Origin of the sequence: Dactylosporangium darangshiense (genome assembly GCF_039537565.1) — a bacterium.
In the GTDB taxonomy this organism is placed as follows: Bacteria; Actinomycetota; Actinomycetes; order Mycobacteriales; family Micromonosporaceae; genus Dactylosporangium; species Dactylosporangium darangshiense.
The window spans coordinates 306660-330772 of record NZ_BAABAT010000002.1 but is presented as its reverse complement, the minus strand read 5'-3'; the positions used below and the strand labels follow the sequence as shown (position 1 = coordinate 330772).

23 protein-coding genes are annotated in these 24113 nt (G+C 72.4%); 10 read left to right on the top strand and 13 right to left on the bottom strand.

The window, feature by feature from the left end; all coding sequences use genetic code 11:
• Positions 1-67 precede the first annotated feature (67 nt).
• Positions 68-268: a hypothetical protein gene (locus tag ABD901_RS05140; protein ID WP_345121770.1), complete on the bottom strand. Its 201-nt coding sequence runs from the start codon at positions 266-268 to the stop codon at positions 68-70.
• On the opposite strand from ABD901_RS05140, the gene ABD901_RS05135 reads away from it, so the two are divergent.
• Complete coding sequence (locus ABD901_RS05135; protein WP_345121769.1) at positions 258-404, top strand: hypothetical protein; 147 nt, start codon at positions 258-260, stop codon at positions 402-404. The two genes, ABD901_RS05140 and ABD901_RS05135, sit on opposite strands and share 11 nt — an antisense overlap.
• On the opposite strand, the gene ABD901_RS05130 is transcribed toward ABD901_RS05135, so the two are convergent.
• Positions 401-1486: a glycoside hydrolase family 18 protein gene (locus tag ABD901_RS05130; RefSeq protein WP_345121767.1), complete on the bottom strand. Its 1086-nt coding sequence runs from the start codon at positions 1484-1486 to the stop codon at positions 401-403. The two genes, ABD901_RS05135 and ABD901_RS05130, sit on opposite strands and share 4 nt — an antisense overlap.
• Entirely contained in the window at positions 1483-2097 is a 615-nt protein-coding gene (locus ABD901_RS05125; RefSeq protein WP_345121765.1) for a hypothetical protein, read from the bottom strand. Before ABD901_RS05125 ends, ABD901_RS05130 begins: the two co-directional genes overlap by 4 nt.
• Positions 2098-2172: 75 nt before the next feature.
• Here ABD901_RS05125 and ABD901_RS05120 point away from each other — a divergent pair, with 75 nt between their 5' ends.
• The gene (locus ABD901_RS05120; RefSeq protein WP_345121763.1) at positions 2173-2751 is read left to right on the top strand and encodes a TetR/AcrR family transcriptional regulator; all 579 of its coding nucleotides are present in this window, start codon (positions 2173-2175) and stop codon (positions 2749-2751) included.
• 15 nt (positions 2752-2766) lie between these two features.
• On the opposite strand, the gene ABD901_RS05115 is transcribed toward ABD901_RS05120, so the two are convergent.
• The 6 genes from ABD901_RS05115 to ABD901_RS05090 all read right to left on the bottom strand — a co-directional run bounded on the left by ABD901_RS05115 (position 2767) and on the right by ABD901_RS05090 (position 8457).
• Positions 2767-4533, bottom strand: coding sequence for a hypothetical protein (locus ABD901_RS05115; RefSeq protein ID WP_345121761.1), 1767 nt, complete (start codon positions 4531-4533; stop codon positions 2767-2769).
• A gap of 182 nt (positions 4534-4715) precedes the next feature.
• Complete coding sequence (locus ABD901_RS05110) at positions 4716-5117, bottom strand: (R)-mandelonitrile lyase (protein WP_345121759.1); 402 nt, start codon at positions 5115-5117, stop codon at positions 4716-4718.
• 160 nt (positions 5118-5277) lie between these two features.
• Positions 5278-5985, bottom strand: coding sequence for an SDR family NAD(P)-dependent oxidoreductase (locus ABD901_RS05105; RefSeq protein ID WP_345121758.1), 708 nt, complete (start codon positions 5983-5985; stop codon positions 5278-5280).
• 74 nt (positions 5986-6059) lie between these two features.
• Positions 6060-6539, bottom strand: a complete 480-nt coding sequence (locus tag ABD901_RS05100; RefSeq protein WP_345121756.1) for a hypothetical protein — start codon at positions 6537-6539, stop codon at positions 6060-6062.
• 63 nt (positions 6540-6602) lie between these two features.
• A complete protein-coding gene (locus ABD901_RS05095) occupies positions 6603-7508 on the bottom strand; it encodes a phosphotransferase family protein (RefSeq protein WP_345121754.1) in 906 nt (301 codons plus the stop codon).
• Between the two features lie 7 nt (positions 7509-7515).
• Positions 7516-8457, bottom strand: a complete 942-nt coding sequence (locus ABD901_RS05090; RefSeq protein WP_345121752.1) for a GlxA family transcriptional regulator — start codon at positions 8455-8457, stop codon at positions 7516-7518.
• Between the two features lie 88 nt (positions 8458-8545).
• Here ABD901_RS05090 and ABD901_RS05085 point away from each other — a divergent pair, with 88 nt between their 5' ends.
• Together ABD901_RS05085 and ABD901_RS05080 are read left to right on the top strand one after the other, a co-directional pair.
• Positions 8546-9205 (top strand): DJ-1/PfpI family protein, encoded by a 660-nt coding sequence (locus ABD901_RS05085; RefSeq protein ID WP_345121750.1) that lies wholly within the window; start codon positions 8546-8548, stop codon positions 9203-9205.
• 24 nt (positions 9206-9229) lie between these two features.
• Positions 9230-9535 carry a hypothetical protein gene (locus ABD901_RS05080; protein ID WP_345121748.1) on the top strand — a complete coding sequence of 102 codons (306 nt, stop codon included), beginning with the start codon at positions 9230-9232 and terminating at the stop codon, positions 9533-9535.
• Positions 9536-9542: 7 nt separating this feature from the next.
• On the opposite strand, the gene ABD901_RS05075 is transcribed toward ABD901_RS05080, so the two are convergent.
• The 4 genes from ABD901_RS05075 to ABD901_RS05060 all read right to left on the bottom strand — a co-directional run bounded on the left by ABD901_RS05075 (position 9543) and on the right by ABD901_RS05060 (position 13122).
• On the bottom strand, positions 9543-10472 hold the full coding sequence (locus ABD901_RS05075; protein ID WP_345121747.1) for an LLM class F420-dependent oxidoreductase: 930 nt from the start codon (positions 10470-10472) through the stop codon (positions 9543-9545).
• A 199-nt stretch (positions 10473-10671) separates the two neighbouring features.
• The gene (locus ABD901_RS05070) at positions 10672-11691 is read right to left on the bottom strand and encodes a hypothetical protein (RefSeq protein ID WP_345121745.1); all 1020 of its coding nucleotides are present in this window, start codon (positions 11689-11691) and stop codon (positions 10672-10674) included.
• On the bottom strand, positions 11688-12194 hold the full coding sequence (locus ABD901_RS05065) for a SigE family RNA polymerase sigma factor (RefSeq protein ID WP_345121743.1): 507 nt from the start codon (positions 12192-12194) through the stop codon (positions 11688-11690). Before ABD901_RS05065 ends, ABD901_RS05070 begins: the two co-directional genes overlap by 4 nt.
• Before the next feature lie 133 nt (positions 12195-12327).
• Positions 12328-13122 carry an NADPH-dependent F420 reductase gene (locus ABD901_RS05060; protein ID WP_345122382.1) on the bottom strand — a complete coding sequence of 265 codons (795 nt, stop codon included), beginning with the start codon at positions 13120-13122 and terminating at the stop codon, positions 12328-12330.
• A gap of 352 nt (positions 13123-13474) precedes the next feature.
• Between ABD901_RS05060 and ABD901_RS05055 the strand changes: the two genes are divergently transcribed.
• The 6 genes from ABD901_RS05055 to ABD901_RS05030 are packed head-to-tail and all read left to right on the top strand — an operon-like array spanning position 13475 to position 24107.
• Positions 13475-15919 carry a glycosyltransferase gene (locus ABD901_RS05055; protein ID WP_345121741.1) on the top strand — a complete coding sequence of 815 codons (2445 nt, stop codon included), beginning with the start codon at positions 13475-13477 and terminating at the stop codon, positions 15917-15919.
• Entirely contained in the window at positions 15916-17445 is a 1530-nt protein-coding gene (locus ABD901_RS05050) for an ArnT family glycosyltransferase (protein WP_345121739.1), read from the top strand. The genes ABD901_RS05055 and ABD901_RS05050 overlap by 4 nt, the downstream gene beginning before the upstream one ends.
• On the top strand, positions 17442-18989 hold the full coding sequence (locus ABD901_RS05045; protein ID WP_345121737.1) for an alkaline phosphatase family protein: 1548 nt from the start codon (positions 17442-17444) through the stop codon (positions 18987-18989). Before ABD901_RS05050 ends, ABD901_RS05045 begins: the two co-directional genes overlap by 4 nt.
• Positions 18986-20035 carry a hypothetical protein gene (locus ABD901_RS05040; RefSeq protein ID WP_345121734.1) on the top strand — a complete coding sequence of 350 codons (1050 nt, stop codon included), beginning with the start codon at positions 18986-18988 and terminating at the stop codon, positions 20033-20035. Before ABD901_RS05045 ends, ABD901_RS05040 begins: the two co-directional genes overlap by 4 nt.
• Entirely contained in the window at positions 20032-21231 is a 1200-nt protein-coding gene (locus tag ABD901_RS05035; RefSeq protein ID WP_345121732.1) for an endo-1,3-alpha-glucanase family glycosylhydrolase, read from the top strand. Before ABD901_RS05040 ends, ABD901_RS05035 begins: the two co-directional genes overlap by 4 nt.
• Positions 21228-24107, top strand: a complete 2880-nt coding sequence (locus tag ABD901_RS05030) for a fibronectin type III domain-containing protein (RefSeq protein WP_345121730.1) — start codon at positions 21228-21230, stop codon at positions 24105-24107. Before ABD901_RS05035 ends, ABD901_RS05030 begins: the two co-directional genes overlap by 4 nt.
• Positions 24108-24113 lie beyond the last annotated feature (6 nt).

Here is a 24113-nt window from a genome sequence, read left to right as displayed (position 1 = left end):
CGACGGCTTCGCCGGCCGTATCTGACCTGCGCTTGACCGGCGCGAAGGCGGCCGGGCCGCGCCGGCTTCAGCCGTCGATGACGAGCTTCCCGGCCGAATTGAAGTAGGCGAAGCGCGGCCCGGCCGCCTCCGCGCCGATCGTCGGGCAGGTGTCCGGCACGACCCGGGCCACGTTGAGGTGCCGGCCGGGGTCGGTCCACGCCGCGTACAGCTTGCCGGACGCGTCCACGCCGAGCGCGGGCACCGCGAACCACTGCGTGCTCGACATCGCCGGCAGCGTCGCGCTGCTGGCCGTCGCGATCGCCGCCGCATCAATGTGGGCCGCCGACGCCGCTCAGGAACGCGTGGGATCCGGGCGGGTGGTCGTCGCCGTCGTCGACCACATCGTGGTCGACGGCTGTTAGCCCGCGTTCGGCCGGCGGAAGGGGCGGGTCATCGCGGCGAGCAGCGTGTGCTCGTCGTCGTCGCCGGCGAGCTGCCAGGTGAACGCGCCGCGCAGCCCGTGGCGCGCCGCGAAGGTCGAGCGCTCCTCGATGGACTCGGCGTCCTCGTAGCTGACGAACGTCCCGGTGCCGGGGTGGTAGAGCCATGGCGAGCGGGCCACCGGGTGGCGGTACCGCTGCCAGGACGGATCGGCAAGCAGGTCACGTGCGATGTCGCGGTAGTCGCCGGCCTGGACCGTGCCGACCTGGGGCTGGAACAGACCCGCCTGCTCGCCGGCCGAGGCGACGCGGAACCCACGGCCGTAGAACGGCACGCCCAGCACGAGCTTGTCCCGCGGTACACCCAGACGCTCGTAGTAGTCGACCGCGCCCGTGACGTTGTTCCACCGGCGCAGGCCGGGCTCGAGCGGGTCGTCCGCGACCTCGGACATCGGCGCGTTGAAGGTGGCGATCGGCGAGAAGCCGGTGCCGAAGTCGTACGTCATGAGGTTGACGAAGTCCAGCACCCCGGCGAGGGCCGGGAGCTCGTAGCTGTCCGCCGGGTCGTACGGGCCCGCCGACTGCAGCCGGCCGGCGGGCAGCGCGGCGGTCAGCAGCCGGTCGAGCCCGAGCCGGTCGCGGACCTCCTGGGCCAGCAGCGTGGCGTTGCGCCGGTCCTCGGGCCGGTGGGTCACCTCGGCGGGCCCGCCGGAGACGGGGAACTCCCAGTCCAGGTCGACGCCGTCGAAGCCGGCGGCCAGCGCCAGGCACTCGTCGGCGAAGGCGGCCCGGGACTGCGGGGTGAGCGCCGCGTCGGAGAAGCCGCCGGCGCCCCAGCCGCCGATCGACAGCACCGTCTGCAGGCCCGGGTTGGCCCGCTTGAGCTCGGCCAGCGCCTCGAGGTGGGCGGGCGCCTGGGACGGCAGCCTCAGGTGCCCGTCCTCGATGGTGGCGAACGCGTAGAAGACGTGGGTCAGCAGGCCGGCGGGGATGGCTTCGACCGCGTACGCGTGCCCGTCCATTCCCGGAAAGTAGGCGCCCAGCACCGCCCGCCCCGTGATCATCTACGAACAGTAGCAGTCAGGTCGATGTCGTGGTCCTGCGCGTAAACGGCGAGGCAGCCGGTGGCGCAGAAGCCGATCGTCCGGCCGTCGTGGACGAGGGTGTGCGCCTGCGGTCCGAGACGCACGCGCATGCCGCAGACCGGGTCGATGACCACGCCGTCGGGGAGGTCCGCGGGGGCGGACGGCTCGACGCCGCGGGTGAGGTACCGCACGATGTCCGTCGACATCGAGGGCTTGCCGTTCATGCCGATGCTGCCCTCGTGTACGCCGACCACGTTGATCCACACGGCCGGGTCCTCGCCGCCGGTGGCCGCGCCGGCGTGCCGGGTCAGCGCGGCCCGCACCGCGCCCATGGCACGGCGGGACAGCTCCTCGCGCCACGCCTCCGGCACGGTGACGGTGACGACGAACGGCGCGGCCGCACCGCTCCCGCCGGTCGTCCAGGTGCGGCCCTCGCGGAACCACACGTGGGTGATGCGCCCCGCGCGCTCGACGGCCTCGGCGGGCGCGTCGGGTTCGACCAGCAGGTTGGCGATGACCGCGCCCGCGACCTCCCGGCGCTGCGTCTCGTCAAGCGTGCCCTCCGGGCAGGCGATCTCGATCAGGTTCATGCCGGCGACCTCCTGGCTGCTCCTTAACTCTTACAACGCCGTCAAAGCTAGGTCGCCCTGATATCCTTGTCAACCGTGTCAGATTTAACCGTTCGCCGGCGCCGGGCCGACGCCGAGCGCAGCGTCGCCGCGATCCTCGACGCCGCGGCGAAGCTCCTGAGCGAGCGGCCGCACGCGAGCATGGAGGAGGTCGCCCGCGCGGCGGGCCTGACACGGCAGACCGTCTACGCGCACTTCCCGTCGCGCGACGCCCTCATCGGCGCGCTCACGGACCGGGCCACCGACCGGGTCGCCGCCGCGCTCGAGGGCGCGGACCTCGACACCGGCCCCGCCGGCGAGGCGCTCCTGCGGCTGGTCCAGCTCAGCTGGGACACGTTCGACGCCGAGCCATTCCTGCTGGCCACGCCCGGCCCGCACACGGATCCCGAGACCGACCGACGTCGGCACCGGACGGTGTTCGACGTGCTCGGGGAGGTCGTCGAGCGGGGTCAGCGCACCGGCGAGTTCGACCCCGAGCTGCCGCCCGGTTGGATCGTCGCGGCCACGGCGGCGCTCGGCCACGCGGCGGGCGACGACGTCCGTGCCGGGCGTCTCACCAGCGCCCAGGCCGGCACCTATCTGCAGGCCACCCTGCGCCGGCTCTTCACCCGATAGCCGAGGACCACGCGCTCAGGGGCAGCCGGTGAACGCACGGTCGACGGGCTCGGTGCGCCACTCCAGGCGGGCGTAGTCGTCCTGCGGGAGCTGGGACTTCGCGTATGCGCGGAGCTTGTCCAGCACGTCCGCCTCGGCCGTGACCAGGCGGAGCTTCGCGCCCGAGTAGGGGCGGACGGCGTCCAGCTCGGCGCGCAGGCGGTGCAACTCGGCGTCCAGGCGGTGGCGGGCGCGGTTGGCCCAGGCGACGGCGGTCTCCGACTTGTCCTCGTCGTCGGCGTACGCCAGGCGGCCGTCCCCGGTCGGGCGGGCGCCCCACAGCTGCCAGGAGCTGCCCTCAGGCTTGGCGTCGAGCAGGACCTGGGCGCCGGCGTCGGTGCGGTAGCCGTCGAAGTCGCGGTCGCCGACCCGGTAGTGCACGTCGGCGCGCACGCCGGTGACCTGCTCCTGGTAGGCGAGCGCGGCGGGGGCGCCGAGCACGGGGGCCGGGTGCCAGTGGCCGGGGCCGCCGTCGGCGCCCGTCGGGCGGGCGCACGGAGGCGGCAGGGCGCTCGGGCTGACGGGCGGGGCCGGTGGCGGGCCCGCGACGACGGTGGTCAGGCGCTGCACGTCGGCGGGGGTCAGGGCGCGGGAGCTGGTGCTGGCCTTGGCGCCGATGAAGTACTCGCCGCCGGACGTCGCCTGCTTCACCGAGTAGCTGGTGGTGCACTTCGCGGTGGTCTTGCCGTTGGCGGGCATGGTCACGGTCTCGGTGCAGGTGTTGAGGTGCTTGTCGTCGAGGGTCATCTCAATGGTGACCTCGGCGTTGACCTGGGCGGCCGGGTGCATGTACGGCGAGCGGGCGTTGACGTTGTTGATGACCGTGACGGTCGCGACGCACGATGCGGGTGCGCACGGTCCGACCTTGATCTGGCCGTCGATGGCCGCGGTGACCTGGGAGTCGAGGGCGTGGTCGAGCTCGGCGGCGCGCTGGGAGGCCGTGGTGCGCAGGGCCGACAGGGCGGCGCCGTCCAGGGGCTCGACGTCCAGTGCGGGCGCGGCGGGGCCGGGCCCGGACGCCGGGGCGGGCGCGGGCTCCACGCGGACGATGCGCGGCGGCTTGGCGGTGGTGATCCAGACCGTGGCGTGCTCGAGGCGCACCTGGCGGGCCTCGACGCCGCCGACCGGGGCCAGGTCGCCGAGGCGGGGCAGGTCGGCGGGGGGCGGCGGGGCCTCGTCCTCGTGGCCCGCTGGGAGGAGGTCGGCGGCGAGGATCGACGGGATGAGGGCGCGCGGGTCGAAGCCGAGGGCGTCGAAGTCGATGCGGACCCAGGCGGTGCCGTAGGCGGAGCCGGAGCCGGGTGCATGCGCGGCGGACCAGAAGGCGGCGTCGCCGCGGGCGTAGGTGCCGTCGCGGCCGAGGTCGAGCAGGTCCCCGTGGCCGCCGCCGGTGAAGTCCACCGTGGACAGGGTGAGGCCCTCGCGGGTGACGCGGGCGTCGATGCCGACCTCGCGGCCGCCGTCGGCGGTCAGGCTGCCGTGGTAGTGCTGGCCGGGCGCGGACGACAGGGCGCCGGCGGCGGCCAGGAGGAGCTCATAGGCCTGGCGGCGGGTGGGGTCGTCGGCGCCGGCGGCCGGCGACGGCCGGTCGGCGGGGCCGGTCCGGGCGACCGAGTAGGCGGTCAGGCCGACGGTGAGCGTGGCCAGGGTGGCCAGCAGGGTGCCGAGCACGACCGGCCGGCGGCGGCGCGCCGGCGCAGGCTGTTCGGCCGGTCCTGGCCTGGACTTCGGCGCCCAGGCCACCGGCTGCGAGGGTAGCCACTGCGGCGGCGGCGACGCTGGTGACGCCGGCAACGACGCGGGTGGCGGTTCCCCGGGATCGAGCGGTGACGACATGCCGAACCTCCCCGTGTCTCGGCACGGCGTCGATGTTATCGGATGTTTGCACCCCCTTTCGGGCCCGATAACGCACAGCAATGCAGCGACTACGCGCGGCTCTCGTACTCCTCGTCTGTCACCAGCGCACCCCACTCGGTCTCGGACCCGCCACCGGCCGGGGCCTCCCACATCGCGAGATGGGTCATGAAGTGCTCGGGCGCGGCGCCGTGCCAATGCCACTCACCCGGCGGCGTGTACACGGTGTCGCCCGCCCGCATCGGCCGGACCTCGCCGCCGCGGGCCTGGATCAGGCCACGGCCCTCGGTCACGTGCACGGTCTGGCCGAGCGCGTGGCGGTGCCAGGCGTTGCGGGCGCCGGGCGCGAAGCGGACCACGTTGACCCGCATCCGCGACTCCCCCGTGCCCCGGTGCACGACATCGAACCAGGCGTCGCCGGTGAACGTCTCCGCCGGCGCCTTCACGGTCGGCTCCTTGTCGAGAAACTCCATGAGCTCGACGCTACTGCGGCGCCCGCCATCATGCGGCCGATGCGGCCCGCCTGGGCGGCTGAGCGGCGGCGACGCTGCTGCCCAGTGAGGACAGCAGCGTCGCCGGGGCCGGCCGGTGCCGCGAACCGGGCAACGTCTGTTGCCGGAACCGGGAGACGCGCTATCGCGCCATGGCCGCGTTCTGCCGCTCGAAGGCCTTGTTCACCCCGTTGTGCCAGCCGTCGGCGAGCAGCTGCGACATCGGGTCGGGGAAGATGTCCTCCTCGCCCTTGTCGACGGCGTCGAGGATGGCCCGCGCGACGTCGGCCGGGTCGGCCTTCGGGATGTCGAGGGCCTCGGTCATCTCGGTGTCCGTCGGGCCGGTCAGCACCGCGTGGACGCGCACGCCGCTGCTCGCGAGCAGGGCGCGCTGCGCCTGGGTGAGCGACAGCGCTGCGGCCTTCGACAGCGAGTACGCCGGGGTGATCGGCAGCGGCGCCAGCGCCGAGAGCGACACGTTGTTGACGACGGCGCCGCCGGATGCGATCAGCCGGGGCAGCACCGCTTTGGTCATCTCGTACGTCCCGTAGAGGTTGACCGCCAGGTGCTCCTCCAGCGCCGAGCGCTCCCCCAGGTCGTCGGCGTTGCAGATCCCGGCGTTGTTGACCAGCACGTCGAGCTCGCCGATCGCGTCGGCCACGGCCCGGATCTGCGCGAGGTCGGTCACGTCGAGCGTCACCGGCGTGACCCGCGCGTCCGGGTGCTCGAGCGGGCGGCGCGTCCCGGCGTACACCCGCCGCGCTCCCCTGGCGAGCGCCTCTTCGACCAGGGCCCGCCCGATCCCCCGGTTGGCCCCGGTCACCAGCATCGTCTTGTCTTCGAATGACATCCCCGTCTCCTTCGCTAGCGGTCGAGGGATGTAGACCACCGGCCCGCCCGGATTTCGCCGGGGTGTGCCGAGCGTCACTTGTCCAAGTTGGCCCCTGGCCACTCCTGCGACTTGCACGCCTGGCGGGCCTGGTCCCACTCCGGGCCGACGGTGTTCAGGGCGGCGCCGGTCGGCGGGACGAAGTCGCCGTCGCTGTTGGGGTCGGGCACGCCGGGCACGCCGTGCGTGCGCATGCACTCGGCCCACTTGCGCCGCTGGGCGACCTCCTCGGTGGGGAGCGCCCGCCGCGGCGGCGGGTTGCCCTTCGCGCCCTGGAACAGCCGCAGGCACTCGGGCGGAGGGGTCAGCTCGGACGCCGGCGGGGGGATCACCCAGTACCCGTCGTCCTGGATCGGGTCGGGGAAGTCCGGGAACCCGTGCTCGCGCATGCACCGCGAGGCCTCGACGATCTTGTCGTGGTCCGCGCCGGAGCTCGGCCGTGCGCTCGGCGCGGAGCCGCCGCAGCCGGCCAGGGCGAGCAGGGCGGCGACCGCCAGGAGCACCATTCGCTGCATGGGGGTCACGGTGCCCGAACGCACGGGCCGCGGATACCCCCGAAGGTGGGCGGCGGCGGCCCCTCAATCGAGCCAGGCGTCGAGCGCGGCGACGTACTCGGGCACGAACCGCGGCTCCCAGCGGCGGAAGTACACGGCCATCGACAGGGCGTGCACGGCGTTGCCGAGGCGGACCCGGGCGGGCCAGCCGGGCGGCAGCGGGAAGGTCTCGTCGTAGGCGGACAGGAACGCCTCGCGCCCGTCGGGGAAGCCGGCGAAGACGTGCTCGTCGAGCTTGCCGAAGTCGAGGAAGCGGTCGGCGTAGCGGCCGTGCTCGAAGTCGAGCAGGCAGGCGATGCGCCCGTCGCGCAGGATGAGGTTCTGCCGCCACAGGTCGCCGTGGGTCAGCGCCGGCGGCTCGTCGGCGGCGGCGGTGGCCTCGACGGCCCGGTGCAGGGCCGCGGCCAGGCCGTCCCGGCCCGCGACCGTGAGGTCCTCGGGCGCCTCGGCGATGCGGGCGTCGACGAGGGCGTGCAGGTAGGCGCGGGCGTCGGGGTGCCGCACCCGGCCGAGGGCGTCACCGAACCACGGCCCGGTGCAGCGGTGCACCCGGGCGACGAGCCGCCCGAGGTCGGCGGCGAACGCGACCCGCTCGACCGGCCCCAGGCCGGCCCAGGCGGCGTCGGCCGGCTCGCCGTCCTGGAACTCCTGCACGAGCAGCGGCGCGCCGAGGGCGGTGCTGCGTGGCACGAACGCGCGGAAGCGCACGACCGGCACCCCGCCCTCCGCGGCCCGCCGGGTGGTGGCGATGAGCCGCCGCAGGTGCTCCGGGTCGGCGTCGCGCACCGGCGTCTTGACCAGCAGCCGCCCCTCGTCGGTGTCGGCGACCCACTGGCGGCTGGTGTGTCCCGCGTCGAGCGGCCGCAGGTCGTCGATGCGCAGCCCGGGGCACGCCTCGGCGAGGGCGGCGGCGATGGTCTCGTTCGTCACCGGACACTCATACCAAACCGCGGAAGCTGGTGCGGTACACCCGGGGCGTGACCCCGCAGGCCCGCTTGAACTGGGCGCGGAAGTTGGTCGGCGAGGCGAACCCGGCCAGGTGCGCGATGCGGTCGACGCCGTGGTCGGTGGTCTCCAGCAGCTCCTGTGCGCGCCGGATGCGGGCCTCGGCGAGCCACTGCATCGGCGTGACGCCCGCCTCGGCGCGGAAGCGGCGGTTGAGGGTGCGCACGCTCAGGCCGGCGTGCGCGGCGACGTCGGCGAGGGACAGGTCGCGGTCGGCGTGCTCCCGCAGCCACTGCAGCACCGGGGCGAGGCCGGCGTCGGCGGGCACGGCGGGGCGGGCGATGAACTGCGCCTGGCCGCCGTCGCGGTGCAGCGGCGCCACCGCGAGCCGGGACGCGTCGGCGGCGGCCGCGGCGCCGTGGTCGCGGCGCACGAGGTGCAGGCACATGTCGACGCCGGCGGTGGCGCCGGCCGAGGTGACGAACTGTCCACTGTCGACGTACAGCACGCCGGGGTCGAGCCGCACCGCCGGGAACGCGGCGCGGAAGCGCTCGGCGGCGGCCCAGTGCGTGGTGGCGCGGCGCCCGTCGAGCAGCCCGGTCGCGGCGAGCGTGAACGCGCCGACGCAGATCGACGCGAGGCGCGCACCGGCGGCCGCGGCGGCGCGCAGCGCGTCCAGCGCCACCGCCGGCACCGGGGACTCCGGGTCGTGCCGGCCGGGCACGATGACGGTGCCGGCGCCGGCGAGGGCGTCGAGGCCCTGGTCGGTGGCGAGGCGCACGGGGCCGGCGTCGACGACGGGCGCGGTCCCGCAGACCTCCACCCGGTACGCGGGCCGGCCGCCGGGCAGGCGCGCGCGCCCGAGCACTTCGAGGGGCGTGGCCAGGTCGAACGCGATGGTCCCGGGCAGCGCGAGGACGACGACACGGTGCACGCACCGCAGCCTAACCTGGCCGGATCCAGCCGGACTGTGGCAATGCGGCCACTGGCTCGCACCCGCCGCGGGCACCGAGGATCGTGACGTGTTGTTTGCGCAGATCGTGTTGTTCGACGGCTTCGACCCGCTCGACGTCGTCGCACCGTTCGAGGTCCTCGCCGCCGCCTCCGAGGCGGCCGGCGGCGGCCTCGCCGTCGAGCTCGTCGCCGCCGACGGCCCCCGCCGCGTCACCGGCGGCACCCTCGGCCTCGCCCTGGAGGCCACCGCCCGCCTCGACCCGGACCGGCCCGGCTACGTCATCGTCCCCGGCGCCAGCGGCCCGATCGCCGGCGACCCCGACGAGGGCGCCGAGACGATCCCGGTGCTGCTGGCCCGCTTCGCGGATTCGGCGGCGGTACCGCTGCTGCGCGCCGCGATGCGCAACCCGCGCGTCACCGTCGCGGGCGTCTGCGGCGGCTCCCTCGCCCTGGCCATGGCGGGCCTGCTCGAGGGCCGGCACGCGGTCACGCACCGCCTCGGCCTGGACGTCCTCGACGCCACCGGCGTGCGCGCGGTGGACGCCCGGGTCGTCGACGACGGCGACGTCGTCACGGCCGGCGGCGTGACGTCGGGCCTGGACCTGGCCCTGCACCTGGCGGAGCGCGAGTTCGGCCCGCGAGTTGCGCACGCCGTGGAGACCCTGTTCGAGTACGACCGGCGCGGCATCGTGTGGCGCAACGCCGGCCGTGCGCCCGTCGAGTTCTAGCCCGGTTCGGAAAGGAGCAGGCCTGTGCATCCGATCGTCGGCACGTGGGACGTGCGCGTGAAGACCCCGATCGGCACCATTGCCGCCGTGTACGTGTTCGCGCAGGAGCCGGACGGCCTGACCGGCACGGCGACCGCGGGCGCCGAGACGGTACCGCTGACCGCCATCGCCTGCGACGGCGACAACGTCACCTGGCGGCAGGCGGTGACCCGCCCGATGCGGCTCAACCTCGACTTCGCCGTCGTGGCCTCCGGCGACACGCTGGCCGGGCACTCCCGCGCCGGTCGGCTACCACGCTCGGCCGTGACCGGCACCCGGCGTACAGCGTGAGTCCGTGTCAGATCCCCTCGATCGCCGTGTAGAAACGACCGGCGATGTCCTCGTACTCGTCCAGGTCCTCGGCGACGGTCGGCACGGTGACGAACACGTGGTCGACCCCGGCCTCGGCCAGCTGCGCGATGTCGCCCGCGATCTGCTCGATGCTGCCGGTGTACGGCCGGCGCTCTTGTGGTATTGCATCGCCCACGGTGCTGAGCCCGACCTGGAACGTGCACCCGACCTCGCCCGGGTCCCGCCCGGCCTCGGCGGTCAGCTCCCGCAGCCGCCCCAGCATCCCCCCGACCGCCTCGGGCTGCAGCCCGGTCGGCAGCCACCCGTCGGCGCGCCGGGCGATGCGGCGCAGCGCCACCTCGGAGTTCCCGCCGAGGTACACCGGAATCGGCCGCGCCGGCTTCGGCCCGAACTCCGCGGGCGCGACCTCGTAACGTTCGTTGCGGAACGACACCGGGTCGGTCCCCCACAACGCTTCGGCCACGTCGAGGAACTCGTCGAGGGCCGCCCCGCGCTCGGCGAACGGCCGCGGCGCCACGGCCGCGAACTCGTCGATGCTCCACCCGGACCCGATCCCGGCCACGAGCCGCCCGCCGCTGGCCGCGTCGATACTGGCGAGGGTCCGCGCGAGCCGGGCCGGCACGTGCAGCGGCGCCACGAGCACACAGGTGCCGAGCTCCACCCGCTGCGTCACCGCGGCGGCGAGCGTGAGCGCCACCAGCGGGTCCAGAACACTGCCGTACCGCTCCGGCCACGGCACGCCCGGCATGCGGTACAGGCCGTGCTCCCCGCTCTGGTCGACGGGCAGCAGCAGCCGCTCGAAGGCCCAGACGCTGTCGTACCCGATGTCCTCCACCGCCCGCGCGGCCCTCGTGACGGCGGTGGCCGGGTCGAAGTTCTTGAGCAGCGGCAGACCGATCCCGACCTTCAACGACATTGCGGCGTCCCTCCGGTCCCGAGTCCAGCGTGGCGCCCAAGACCATATACCTCCGCACGATCCGCGGAACCGGCGCGCAGCGAGGTTCGGGTCACGCGAGACGGATCGGCCACCGGCAGATCCTACGAGTCGCGCAGTCGTGCACGTCTCCACGCTTGAGGCACGCCACCGTCGACGCAGCACCAACCACGCATCGCGCCTAAAACCACCCGGCGGGGTCGCGGGCGACCTGCAGTCCGCGGAAGAGCCCGTCGAGGCCGCCGGGCAGCCGGCCGGTGGTCGCCGGGGCATGGGTTGCCAGTTCGAGGTACACGCCGTCCACGTCGAAGACCTGCAGCCCCTTGCCGCCGTCCGCGCCGTCGGTCCGGCGGGCCGGGTGCCCGTCGAGGGTGGTGTTCGGGTCGCCGACCGTGCCGCCGTCGCCGGTGCGCATCGAGGAATTCAGTGCGAGCATGCTCAGCGGCCAGTCGCCGAGGTCGGTGCGCTTGCCGGTGTCGCTGTAGCCCAGTTCCGCCGACCAGCCGCCGGTCGCCGTGCTCTGCGAGACCACCACCGAAGCCAGTTGGAACGGCTGCGGGAGGCCGGTCGCGCGCACCGGCAGCCGGATCGCCCGGTTCACCCCGAAGCGGGCGCTCTCGGCGACGTGCCGGGCCACCGCGCGCGGATCGGTGGCGTCCCAGACGGTCACCGACGCCCACGCGCCGGGCGCGTACTGCCACTGCAGCGCCGTGCCGCCCTCCACGACGCCCCACCGGGCCGGCCGCCCGAGCACCGGGTCGGCATCGGAGCCGCCCTCGAGCTCGATCGTGTGCCCCGCCGGCACCGCCGCCAGCTCGACCATTCGCGCGTCCACGCCGGTCTTGCTCGTCGCCGACGCGACCAGCCGTTGCACGTCGGGCTCGGTGCGTGTCGTGCGGTCGGTGAGCCCGTCGGGCAGCCAGCCGAATTCGGCGTACTGCACCAGCGTTTCGAACGACGCCGGCGCCGCCACTTCGAGCGGTGGCGAAGTCCTCTCGGGCCGCGACCCGATCATCAGGCCGGCGCCCGCCACGATGACGAGCGCGGTCAGCGCCGCCGCACAGGCGATCGCGGCCTGCCGCAACCGGGCGTTGCGCCGGCCCGTGGCCGCCGCGCGGCCGATGTCCACTGTGGTCGCCGGCGCCTCCGAGTCCGCGACCGTCTTGAGCAACGCGTGCACCGCGCCCCCATCCATGCTCATGCCTCCACCGTGATGTGCCGCGCGTCGAGCGCCTTGCGCAGCGATTCTTGCCCGCGTGCGGTCTGGCTCTTCACCGTGCCGGCCGAGCACCCCAGCGCCTCTGCGGTCTCCTCGACGGAGAGGTCGCAGTAGTACCGCAGCACCAGCGCCGCCCGCTGCCGCGGCGGGACCTCGGCGAGGGCCTCGCGCATCGCGAGCCGCAGCGCCGGATCGGCCTCGGCCGCGGCGGCCTCGTCGAGCGGCTCCGCGCGCAGGTCGACCCGGCTCGCCCAGCCGGTGCGCCGCTCGCTCAGGAAGACCCGGACGACAACGGTCCGCACGTACCCGTCGAGGTTGTCCGCCGCGGCGGCACGCCGCCAGTGCGTGTACAACTTCGTGATAGCGACCTGCGTGATGTCGTCCGCGCGGTGCCAGTCCTGGCAAAGCAGGAACGCCACCTTGCGTATCCACGGCAGCCGTGCCGAGACGTACTCGACGTATCGCCGCTCGTCCTCACCTCGCACGCAGTCCTGACGCCACCGGCCGCGCACCCGGTTGCATCGACCGGCGAATCAGGTGACCGCGGTGCTGCGCCCAACGGTGCGCTGAGCACGCCGCCGACGCCGCTCGGTGGCGGGCCCCAGCCGGAGGAAGGCTTCAGGCCACGGCAGGCTTCGCCGCGGCGAGCGCCTCGCGGACGACCTGCGCGCTCGCCGGTGTACCAGGAAGTACCCCGTAGGCGCCGTAGGGACGCACGTAGACCGGGGTGTCCCGCTGGGCGCGCCAGTTCTCGGCGAGCGGGCCGGCGTCCACGGTGTCGAAGCCGAGGCTGTCGAAGAACTCGGTGACCGCCTGCTTGGCGGCCGCGTCGTCACCGGCGATCGGCAGCGCCGACCGGTCCGCGCTGCCCGCCGGGCGCGCCAGGGACGCCAGGTGCTCGGACCAAATGTTGTTGAATCCCTTCACCACGCGGGCTTCCGAGAGGTGCTTCTGCAGCAGCTCACCGGTGGTGCTGGAGCCGTCCTCCAGCTCGTCGAAGACGCCGTCGCGCTGCGGGTAGTAGTTGTTGGTGTCGATGACCACCTTGCCCGCGAGGGGCTCCGCCGGGACGTCGCGGTACGCGCGCAGCGGCACGGTCACCACCACGATGTCGCCGGCCGCGGCCGCCTCCGCGGGGGTCGCGGCGCGCGCCTTCGGCCCCAGCTCGGACACCAGGTCCTGGAGGGTCTGCGGGCCACGCGAGTTGCTCAGCACCACGTCGTGGCCGGCGGCGACCGCCAGCCGCGCCACTGTGCTTCCGATGTTGCCGCTGCCGATGAGTCCGATCGTCGTCATGTCAGCGCGAACCTCGGTGTTCCTCAACTGATTCCGGCCGGCGGCACACCGGTGACGGGTTGCACACCGGCCGGAACGGGTGGTGCGGGGTGATCCGCACACGTCGCCGGCGAACATCGCGCTCATAGCTGACAACCGTCGCCTCCGTAGGCGGTGTGCTCAAACTGTGATGTAAGTCATATTCGGCCGCTTGATACCCGCTCCTCACCTCCTCCGGTTCTACACAGAACTCAGCGGTTGTACACCTAGCGTTCAGCTCCAAGACACCTTGCCGTAACCGCTGGTGGCTACGCAGCCGCGCGATATTCGCGGTGCGGGTTCGTCTCATTCCCGCGCTCACCCGGCACACCTTCACCCGACTCAGGAGCCCTGGTCGGCACTGCGCCGTGCGTTCGTGCGGCCGGCGCCGGCGCTGCCGCGGGGCTCGACGCTGCCCGCCTTCCAACCTTCCTGGAGGTTCGCCTTGACCATGCTGGCCGATTTCGGTCTGTCCGACGACGACGCCGTCCCCCCGACCGACGGGACCGCCGCCTTGCCCTTTCTGCTGACAGTGCTTGTACCGACGCGGAACGAGGAAGGCAATATCGGTCCGTTGCTGGATCGTCTGGACGCCGCGGTCGCCGGCATCTCCGCGGAGATCGTGGTCGTCGACGACAGCGACGACGCGACGCCGAAGATCGTGGCTGAGCATGCGGTGGCTTCCGCGGTACCACTTCGTCTCATCTGCCGCCCGGAGGGCGAGCGGCGGGGCGGCCTGGGCTCCGCCGTCGTCGAGGGTGCCCGTATCGCGCGAGGTTCGTGGGTGCTGGTGTTGGACGCCGACCTGCAACATCCGCCGGAGGCGGCGGTCGCCATGGCGACCTCCGCGATCCGTCATGACGTCGACGTGGTCATCGGAACCCGGTACGCGGGCGCCGGCTCGGCGGAGGCGGGACTGGCCGGTGCGCACCGGACCTGGGCATCGTCGATGGCGACGCGCCTGGCCAAGACACTGTTCCCGAGACGTCTCGCGACCGTCACCGACCCGATGAGCGGCCTCTTCGCGTTCCGCGCGAAGGCCATTGACCTGAATCGTCTCGATCCGATCGGGTTCAAGATCCTGCTGGACATCCTGGTCCGGCATCCGTCCGCCCGGGTGGCCGAGGCCGCGTACCAGATGGAGCGCAGGCACACGGGCACCTCGAAGGCATCGATGCGCGAGGGGTTCGCCTTTCTGCGCCTGCTCGGACGGTTGCGCCGGCAGCGCCTGGTGGGACAGCTGCGGGAAGGTCCGGCCACCGGCGCCCAGCGGCTGCGCCAACTGGGACGGATGATCGCGTTCGGGCTGGTCGGGCTGACCGGTCTCGCCGTCAACAGCGTCGCGCTCTGGGCCCTGCACTCCGTCGCGGGGATGCACCACCTGCTTGCGGCGGCGGTGGCGACCCAGGCCTCGACGCTGTGGAACTTCGCACTCATCGAAACGCTGGTGTACCGCACGAAGACCGACGGCAGGTGGCACAGTCGCGGCGCCCGGTTCCTGATGATGAACAACCTGCTGCTCGCGGCGCGGCTGCCGGTGCTGCAACTGCTGGTGTGGGCCGGGCTCGGCCTCCTGGTCGCGAATGCCGCGACGCTGGTGGCGCTGTTCCTGGTCCGGTTCCTGTTCAGCGACCGGGTGATCTACGGAGCCGCCAGGACCAGGCGCGATCCGGTCCGCCTGCTGATTGACGACGGCCCGGCTCAGCCCGCCGCCGCGAGCGCCCAGAAGCGCTCCAGCTACCTGAAGTACCGATACGACGTCGCCGGTGCGGTCACCATCGGGTCGCAGATCCTCCTGCCGGAGCTGGAGTTCTTCCGTGCGCAGTGGATCGCCGACGACAAGGTGGACATCGCCGTCCGGGTCGGTGACGTCGGACTCCGCCGGCTGCGCAAGCGGGCGTCGCTGACCGAGCACCGCAGTCCCGCCGCGCTGCGCTACGAGGAGCACTTCGGGCGCTTCGGCGCCAACTTCCAGGTCGAGCTGGGCCAGCCGATCAACATCGTGGTGGGTCCGCTGCTGGCCCGCTCCCCGCACGTGGTCTACACCAACATCATCGAGGCGCTGCTGCGGTTCGTCCTGGTCTCCCGGGGGCGGATGCTCCTGCACTCGGCGTGCGTCAGCTTCGGCGACACCGGCGTGATGCTCTCCGCGCTCACCGACACCGGCAAGACCGCGACCGTGCTGCGGCTCCTGCGCGACCACGATGGACGGTTCCTGTCCGACGACATGACGGTCATCTCGGCCGACGGGACTGCTGTGTGCTTCCCGAAGCCGCTCACCATCAGCTCCCACACGTTGCGGGCGGTCAAGGCCAACGAGCTGACCGCGAAGGAGTGGCGCCGGCTGCAACTGCAGAGCCGACTGCACTCCAAGGGTGGCCGCTCACTGGCGCTGACGCTCAGCCGGTTCAACCTGCCGATCATGGGCATCAACGCGCTGACCCAGATGCTCGTACCGCCACCGAAGTACAACGTGGACCGGCTCGTGCCATGCCGCATGGGCAGCAGCACGCGGGTGTCGGAGCTGTACATCATCGAACGCGGCAAGCCGGGAATGCACGACCTCGACCGCGAAACGACGCTCAAGCGCATGATCGAAAACACCGACGACGCCTACGGTTTCCCGCCGTTCCGGTACCTCGCACCGGGCCTCACGATCGACGGACTGGGCTACGCGGAGCTCCGGGCGAAGGAACGGGAGATCCTCAAGGGGTTCCTCGCCGGCGTGCGGACGCAGGTGATCAGCTCCGACTGCTTCGGGTGGGCCGACGTCATCGCACCTCTCGTCACGCCTCCGCCGGCGACACCGGCGGTGCCGCGGCAGCCGACTGCGGCCGACGTGTGGCCGCGCTGGGGCGCCCGCATGGTGGAGCCCGAGCTGGGAGAAGCTACGTGACAGTGTCGGTGATCGCCGATGCGAAACCGATGGATGGCGGGCGGCGACCGTGGCGTCGTCGCCCCGCCGGGCTGCTGCGGGCCGTCCCCGTCACCGGCGTCCTTGCACTCGCCACGGCGTTCCGCTTCGTCGCGCTGAGTCGCGAAGGGTTCAACAGCGACGAGGCCGTCTACGCCGGGACCGCCGCCTCGATCGCGGGCGACACCTCGCTCAGCGGCCTCTTCCCGGTGTTCCGCGCGCATCCGGTCCTGTTCCAGCTGCTCGTGTCGCTGGTGTACCGGGCGGGCGTCAGCGACTGGTCGGCGCGCGCGGTCGCCGCCGCGATCGGCGTGCTGACGGTCGCCGTCGTGTATGCCCTGGGCCTGCGGATGTACGGGCGCCGCGCCGGCCTGATCGCCGCCCTGCTGCTGGCCGTCATGCCGTACCACGTGGTCGTCAGCCGGCAGGTCCTGCTCGACGGGCTGATGACCTTCTTCGCGACGGTTCTGATCTACTGCGTCGTCCGGTACGCCGAGACGGCGGCGGGCCGTTGGCTCATCGCGGCAGGTGCGTCGCTGGGCGCCGCGATGCTCGCCAAGGAGACGGCGCTGGTCGTTCTCGGCGGCCTCTATGTGTTCTTCGCGCTCACCCCGATCGTCCGCATGCGCGTGCCCCACCTCGTCGGCGCGTTCGCGGTGCTCGGTCTGCTGGTCGCCGTGCCGGCGGCGGCCAAGGCGTACGCCGGCGCCGGCTCGAGCGGCCAGAGCTACCTGCTGTGGCAGCTCGTGCGCCCGGCGAACCACGAGCTCTCCTTCTACTTCACGACCGTCCCGTCCGCCGTGGGGCTGGGGACGCTGGGGACCGCCCTCGCCGGCCTGATCTGGCTGCGGCGCGAGTGGACCTGGCGGGAGCGGCTGCTGCTGTGCTGGGTGATCGTCCCGGTGGTGTTCTTCACGCTGTGGCCCGTCAAGGGGTACCAGTACCTGCTGCCGATCGCACCCGCGCTGGCCATCCTCGCCGGGCGCGCGCTGGACCGGCTCGGCCTGCGGGCCGGGCGGCTGGCGTTGATCGCCGCGACGCTGGTGGTGACGATCTCGCTGGCCGGGGCGAGCTGGCAGGCGATCCGCCCGCCGCAGGGCGGTACGTTCCTGGCCGGGACGGGCGGGCTCGCCGGCGGGCGGGAGGCCGGCCTCTGGGTGCGCGACAACGTGCCTGCCGGCGCACAGTTGTTGACGATCGGCCCGTCGATGGCCAACGTCCTGCAGTTCTACGGCAAGCGGCGGGCGTACGCGCTGTCCGTGTCGCCCAACCCGAACCAACGCAACCCGTCATACGTTGCGGTGCCGAATCCGGACCGCGCCCTGCGCGACGGGCGGTTCCAGTACATCGTCTGGGACTCGTACACGGCCAGCCGGGCGGCGTTCTTCACCGCCAAGGCCCGCACGCTGATCGACCGGTTCCACGGCGTCGCCGTGTACAGCGGGACGGCCCGGGTCGGGCACGCGGACCAGATGGTGATCGTCATCTACCGGGTGCGTGCCCGGTGAGCGCGCGTATCTGTCTGCTGCTCGCCCTGGCCGGCGCATCGGTGCTGCTGCCCGCCGAGCCGGCGGCGGCCGCGCCCGCACGCTCGCCGATCTCCCACTTCATCTACCTGATGCAGGGCGGCCACACGTTCGACAACTACTTCGGCACCTACCCCGGCGTGGACGGGCTGCCGGACGACGCCTGCCAGGCGCTGGACCTCAAGCGGCCGGAGCGTGGTTGCGTGCAACCGTTCTCGCTGCACGACGGGCCGCCCACGGCACTCGACGCCGAACGCAGCCTCGTGGAGGCTCAGCTCGGCGGAGGCGCGATGAACGCTTTCGTCGCGGCCTACCAGGAGCGGGGCCGCGACGGCGCCCCGGCCATGGGCTACTACGACGACCGGGATCTGCCGTACTACTGGAACCTCGCCGACGAGTATGTGCTGTTCGACCGTTTCTTCTCCTCAGCGCCGTACGGAATCCGCCTCAACCGTTCGTACTGGGTGACCGGCCGCCAGACGCCCGGCGGTGGCGAACAGCTGCCGCGGCGAGGCTACGGCGACGAACCGACCATCTTCGACCGGCTGGAGGCCGTCGGGGTCAGCTGGAAGTTCTACGTCGAGGACTACAAGCCCGCCGAGACGTTCCGCACGGCGTCCACATCGGACGCCGCCGCGTCGCAGTCGGCTCGCGTGCCGCTGCTCAACTACGCGCGGTTCCTCGACGATCCGAAGCTCCGCGGCCACATCGTCGACCTCAGCGAGTACCACCGCGACATCGTGGCCGGGACCCTGCCGGCGGTGGCGTACGTGGCGAGCTCCGGTGCGAGCGAACGATCCGCCCGGTCGATCGGGGCCGGTCAGCGGCTGGTCCGGGACCTGGTCACCCAACTCCAGCTGAGCCAGTACTGGCGGGACTCGGCGTTCCTGTGGTCGTACGACGGCTCGGGCGGGTGGTACGACCACGTGGCGCCGCCCAAGGTCGGCGGGCACCAGCTCGGGCTGCGAGTACCGGCGCTGCTGGTCAGCCCATACGTCGCGCGGGGCAGGGCCGACCACACCACCCTCGACCCCACGGCCGCATTGCGGTTCGTGACCGACAACTGGGGCCTGAAGCCCCTGGACGTCGGTGCCGGGTCCAGTCTCGCGACGGCCTTCGATTTCACCGCGCCGCCCCGCGACGCAACGGTCGTCGGGACGGCTCGCACCCATGCCGCCGCGCCCGGCGTCGACGTCCGCCCGATCTACGGCTTCTACGGGGGCGGCGCGCTCCTCGTCGTCCTGGCGCTGGTCTTCGCCGTGGTGCCGAAAGCCAAGAAGGTCAAGGTTACCGAGGTCGTGAAGGAGGCCGAGGTTGTGCAGGAGGCCGAGGTAGTCGAGGAGGCCGACGTAGTCGAGGAGCCCGACGTAGTCGAGGAGCCCGACGTAGTCGAAGAGGCCGACGTAGTCGAAGAGGCCGACGTAGTCGAAGAGGCCGACGTAGTCGAGGAGCCCGACGTAGTCGAAGAGGCCGACGTAGTCGAAGAGCCCGACGTAGTCAAGGAGCCCGAGGGGGCCGACGCATGAGGCGCGTCGTCGCGGGAATGGTGGCGCTCGTCGTCGCCGCGCTGGTCTGGGCCCCGGAGGGCGTCGCCCAGGCGAACACGGCGCGCCCACACCCGAAGCGGAAGCCGTGGCCGATCACGGTCACCGTGCGGACGGTCCCGGCGATCCCCGGCGTCCACCTCACCTTCGACGGTCGGTCGCTGGTCACCGGTGCCGGCGGCACCGCGTCGTACACCGCCGAGCACAATTTCGACAAGCACTCGATCACGCTGCAGGACACCACGTTCGAGCGCCCCGACCGGCGGTACCGGTTCGTCCGGTGGGCCGGGCAGCGCGACCCCGGCCAGGCGTACCAGCCGACCATCACCGGCCTGCCGATGCGCGTCAACACCACCGTCACGGTCGCGTTCGCCGTGCAGTACCGGCTCACCGGCCAGTTCGTCGACGACACCGGCAAGGCCATCCCGATGAACGACGGCACGGTCGCGAAGATCAAGCGCGACGACGGCACGATCCTCGACCTCCCGGCGACCGGCTCGGTCTGGTTGGACGGCTCGGTGCCGGTGTACCACCGGAGCACGCTGCGCAGCGTCGACGTGTCGTACTCCGTGCAGAGCGTCACCATTGCCGGCAGCAACGTCGTGGACGCGGGCCGGCAGCGCTTCGAGCCGGCCAGATCGACGACGGTCTCCGTACCGCTGCGCTTCCACGACCTGACCATCCGGGCCCGGCGCGCGCTGACGGGCGGGGCGGCGCGCTCGACCGCGGTCGTGATGTTCCCCGACGGCTCGTCGCGCACGGTGCCGCTCGGTCCCGATGGCACGGCCGTCCTCACCGGCATCCCCCGCGGCGCGTACCGGGTGAAGCTTCACGCCAGCGGCATCGTCCTCGACCGGTGGTTCGTGCTGTCCCGCGACCAGACCGTCGACGTGACGGTCATCGCCGTCCGCGAGATCGTCGTGGCCGGCACAGTAGCCCTGCTCGTGGCCTTGGGTCTGCTCCTGCTCGGCCGGCCCGCCTGGCGCCACCGGCTGCACGTCGCCGCCCGCCGGATGGTGCGCCGATGAGGAGGCTGCTGATCCTGGCGCTCGCCGGTGCGCTCCTGGCCGCGGGGTTGTTCACCGGCAACGTCGCCAGCGCTGTCGTCATCGGCCCGCCGCCATCCGCACCCGCGAGCGCCGCCGAGCCGGCGACGCCACTGCTGGCGTACTACTACGTGTGGTTCGACCCCTCGTCGTGGAACCGGGCGAAGATCGACTACCCCACCCTCGGCCGGTACTCAAGCGACGACACGGGCGTGATGCGCCAGCACATCGAGTGGGCGAAGTCCGCCGGCATCAAGGGGTTCATCGTCAGCTGGAAGAACACCGAGACCAACAACCGACGGCTGCGCCTGCTCATGGACGTCGCCCGAGCCGCCGACTTCAAGCTGGCGATGATCTACCAGGGGCTCGACTTCGACAGGCACCCACAGCCCGTGAGCCGCGTCGCCGCCGACCTGTCCATGTTCCGCGACCAGTTCGCGCCGGACCCGGTCTTTCTCCGCCTCGGCGGCAAGCCGCTGACCATCTTCAGCGGCACCTGGGAGTTCAACCACGACGACGTGGCCAAGGCAACCGGACCCGTACGCCAGGACATGCTGGTCCTGTCGACGGAGAAGTCCGTCGACGGCTACCGGCGCCTCGCCGACGTCACCGATGGCGACGCCTACTACTGGTCGTCCGTCAACCCCGACAGCTACGGCGACCACAGCCCGAAGCTCGCCGCGATGAGCGACGCGATCCATCGGGACGGCAAGTACTGGGTCGCGCCGTTCGCGCCGGGATTCGACGCACGACTCGTCGGGGGCACCCGCACCGTCGACCGCAAGGACGGCGAGACGCTGCGGGTCCAGTACTCGGCCGCGGTGCGCTCCGCACCTGACGTGCTCGGCCTGATCAGCTGGAACGAGTTCTCCGAGAACTCATACGTCGAGCCGTCGCTGAAGTACGGCACCCGGTCACTGGACGTCCTGCGGGACCTGCGCTCCGGCGCCGTGCCGAGCGCGCCTTCCGCCGCGCTCGACTCGAGCAGCCTCGCCGGCCCCGGCCGCGGCGCGGCCGGGGATGCCCGGCGGGGCAGCGCCCTGACCAACGTCGGGCTGCTGGCGGGGTTCCCGATCGTCCTCATCGTCACGGTGGGACTCATTGCTCGGCGCCAACGACGGCACGGGCGGGACATCCCCGCCCAACGCCTCCCATCCGATCCGAAAGGTACGTTGTGAGCAGGTCCCGCTGGCGCCTCACCCGCGCCGATCAGGTGCTGGCCCTTGTCCTTGGCACAGCACTCGTCAGCTTCGCGCCCGCAACGGCACGGGCCGAACTTCCCGGCGCAGACGCCCAACTGGCGCGCGCCCCGTACCTCACCGACCTGACCGGCACCTCGGTCCAGGTCACCTGGGCGACCACGGCGCGCAGCCAGGGTGTGGTGAAGTTCGGCCAGGCCGGCAACTGCACCGCGTCGTCGGTCATGTCGGGCGCGCTCGGCAGTCCGATCACCGTCAATGGCGCCACCCGGTACCAGTCGTCGATCCGCGTCAGCGGGCTGCAGGCGGGTGCCACGTACTGCTACCGCGTCTACTCGGATGCGGGCACGGATCTGCTCGGCGACAACCCGTCGCCGTCCTTCACCACACTCGAGCCCGCCGATAGCACCAAGCCGTTCACGTTCGCGGTCTTCGGCGACTGGGGCGACACCACGAACGGCGGCGTCAACGACGGCACCCTGAACGCCAACCAGGCCGGGGTGCTCGCCCAGGTCGGCGCTAGCGGTGCGCGGTTCGCGTTGCAGACCGGAGACCTCGGGTACCCGAGCGGCAGCCAGACCAACTTCGGCGACCTGCAGCAGGCCGGCGTCAATGTCAGTGCCGTGTTCGGCCCGGCGTACTGGGCCGGCCCGGGGCAGAAGGTCCCGTTGTACACCCTCAGCGCGAACCACGGCCGCAACGCCAACCTGCTGTCCACGTGGCCGCAGTCTGCGGTGACGGCTGCTTCCGGCGGGGTGTACGACATGGTGTCGTACCCGTCCATCGCCGGCACCGATCCGGCGAGCTATCCGACGTCGTACTACGCGTTCTCGACCGGCGGCGTCCGCTTCTACCTTCTTGACGCGTCCTGGTCCGACCAGAACGTGGGCACCGCCACCGGCGGGGAATGCGGCTCGCACTGCGCGATGTACGACATCGACCACCAGGCGCACTGGACGCCCGCCTCGGCCGAGTACCAGTGGCTGCAACGGGATCTGGCCGCCCACCCGAGCGAGCTGAAGATGGCCGCGTTCCACTTCCCGCTGCGCTCCGACGACAACAGCCAGCCCGGGTCGCAGTACCTGCAGCACACGCCCGGCGCGACCGGCAGCCTGGAGAAGCTGCTCGCCGACGGCGGCGTCAAGCTCGTCTTCAACGGTCACTCGCACAGCTACCAGCGCCAGGCAGGCCCGCCGGGCGGCGTGTTCAGCTACGTGACCGGGGGCGGCGGAGCGCGCCTCAGCTCCGTCAGCAGCTGTTCGCCGAACGACGGGTACGCCCTGGGCTGGTCGTACAGCAAGCAGAAGGGCTACGCGTGCGGCGCCGCCCCGGTCCCGACCAGCGACGCTCAGGTCTTCCATTTCGTCAAGGTCCGGGTCGACGGCAAGCGGATCACGGTCACCCCGACCGACGCGCAGGGCCGCACGTTCGACGTGCAGACCTTCGACTTCGGCGCCGACAGCACCGCCCCGAGCGCGCCACCCGGCCTCACCGCGACGAAGTCCGGCTCCACCAAGGTGCGTCTGCAATGGTCGGCGGCAACCGACAACGTCGGCGTCGCGGCCTACGACGTCTATCGCGACTCCCAGTACCTGGCGACCGTCCAAAGCGGCGGCAGGGAGTACATCGACGCCACGGCGGTCGTCGGCACCGGCTACACGTACCACGTCCAGGCGCGCGACCTCGCGGGCAACACCGGCTCGGCGTCCGTGCCGTACGGCAATGGCACCCCGACCGACACCGTACCGCCGGCAGCGCCCGCGGGCTTGACGGTGACGGGCACCGGCACAACAACGGTCTCGCTGTCGTGGTCGCCGTCGAGCGACAATGTCGGTGTCGCCGGCTACGACGTCCTCCGCAACGGCGCACCGGTCGCCACGGTCGCCGGTACCGGCTTCGGCGACGTGGGGCTCACCCCGGGGACCGAGTACACCTACCGGGTCGTGGCCAGAGACGCCGCCGGCAACGCCTCGTCGCCGAGCGCGCCGGTCACCGTCACCACCGTCGCCGACACGTCCCCGCCGACCGCGCCCGGCTCGCTCCGGTCCGCCGGCACCACCGCCAGCCAGGTGACATTGCAGTGGAGTGCGTCCACCGACAACGTCGGCGTCGTGCGCTACGACATCCGTCGCAACGGCGCCATCATCGGCACCGCCAGCGGGACGCGGTACACCGACACGACTGTGGCGCCCGGCACGAGCTACACCTACACCGTCACCGCGTTCGACACCGCCGGCAACCAGGCCACGAGCGCGCCTGTCTCGGTCACGACCCAACTGCAGGGCTCGGTGTTCTATGACGGCTTCGAGACCGGGGACCTGGGCCAATGGAGTCCGGTCAGCGGGCTGACCGTGCAGGGGAGCATCGCGCACACCGGCACCAACGCCGCTCGCGCCAGCGGCGCCGGAGCGGTCTCCTACGCGTACACCACCCTGAGCAACACCTACCAGGAGCTGTGGATGCAGGGCTGGGTCTTCGTGGCGAGCCGGGAGACCTCGGTCAACCTGCTCGGCTTCCGGACCAGCACCGGCTCCTCGATCGTCAACGTGTACATCGACGCGAGCGGCCGGCTCTCGTTGCGCAACAACGTCGGCGGAACCACGACGTACGGCAGCACCGTAGTGTCGCCCGGCGCGTGGCACCAGGTCGTGCTGCACGCTGCCGTCAACGGCGCCGCCAGTACGGTCGACGTCACGCTGGATGGTGTCGCGGTGCCGGGCCTGACGCTCACCGGCCAGAACCTCGGCACAGCGCAGATCTGCCGGCTCCAGATCGGGGAGAGTACCGCCGGACGGACCTACGATGTCGTGCTCGACGACATCACCGTCTCGTCCACCCCGCTGACGGGCACCTGAGCCCCT

What these genes read in the sequence shown, in the direction of transcription:
- ABD901_RS05040 (WP_345121734.1), top strand. Translation starts at nt 18,986, where the DNA reads ATGAGGCGCGTCGTCGCGGGAATGGTGGCGCTCGTCGTCGCCGCGCTG.
- ABD901_RS05110 (WP_345121759.1), bottom strand. Translation starts at nt 5,117, where the DNA reads ATGGAGTTTCTCGACAAGGAGCCGACCGTGAAGGCGCCGGCGGAGACG.
- ABD901_RS05075 (WP_345121747.1), bottom strand. Translation starts at nt 10,472, where the DNA reads ATGTCGTTGAAGGTCGGGATCGGTCTGCCGCTGCTCAAGAACTTCGAC.
- ABD901_RS05105 (WP_345121758.1), bottom strand. Translation starts at nt 5,985, where the DNA reads ATGTCATTCGAAGACAAGACGATGCTGGTGACCGGGGCCAACCGGGGG.
- ABD901_RS05100 (WP_345121756.1), bottom strand. Translation starts at nt 6,539, where the DNA reads ATGCAGCGAATGGTGCTCCTGGCGGTCGCCGCCCTGCTCGCCCTGGCC.
- ABD901_RS05140 (WP_345121770.1), bottom strand. Translation starts at nt 268, where the DNA reads ATGTCGAGCACGCAGTGGTTCGCGGTGCCCGCGCTCGGCGTGGACGCG.
- ABD901_RS05055 (WP_345121741.1), top strand. Translation starts at nt 13,475, where the DNA reads ATGCTGGCCGATTTCGGTCTGTCCGACGACGACGCCGTCCCCCCGACC.
- ABD901_RS05060 (WP_345122382.1), bottom strand. Translation starts at nt 13,122, where the DNA reads ATGTTCGCCGGCGACGTGTGCGGATCACCCCGCACCACCCGTTCCGGC.
- ABD901_RS05130 (WP_345121767.1), bottom strand. Translation starts at nt 1,486, where the DNA reads ATGATCACGGGGCGGGCGGTGCTGGGCGCCTACTTTCCGGGAATGGAC.
- ABD901_RS05035 (WP_345121732.1), top strand. Translation starts at nt 20,032, where the DNA reads ATGAGGAGGCTGCTGATCCTGGCGCTCGCCGGTGCGCTCCTGGCCGCG.
- ABD901_RS05070 (WP_345121745.1), bottom strand. Translation starts at nt 11,691, where the DNA reads ATGAGCATGGATGGGGGCGCGGTGCACGCGTTGCTCAAGACGGTCGCG.
- ABD901_RS05125 (WP_345121765.1), bottom strand. Translation starts at nt 2,097, where the DNA reads ATGAACCTGATCGAGATCGCCTGCCCGGAGGGCACGCTTGACGAGACG.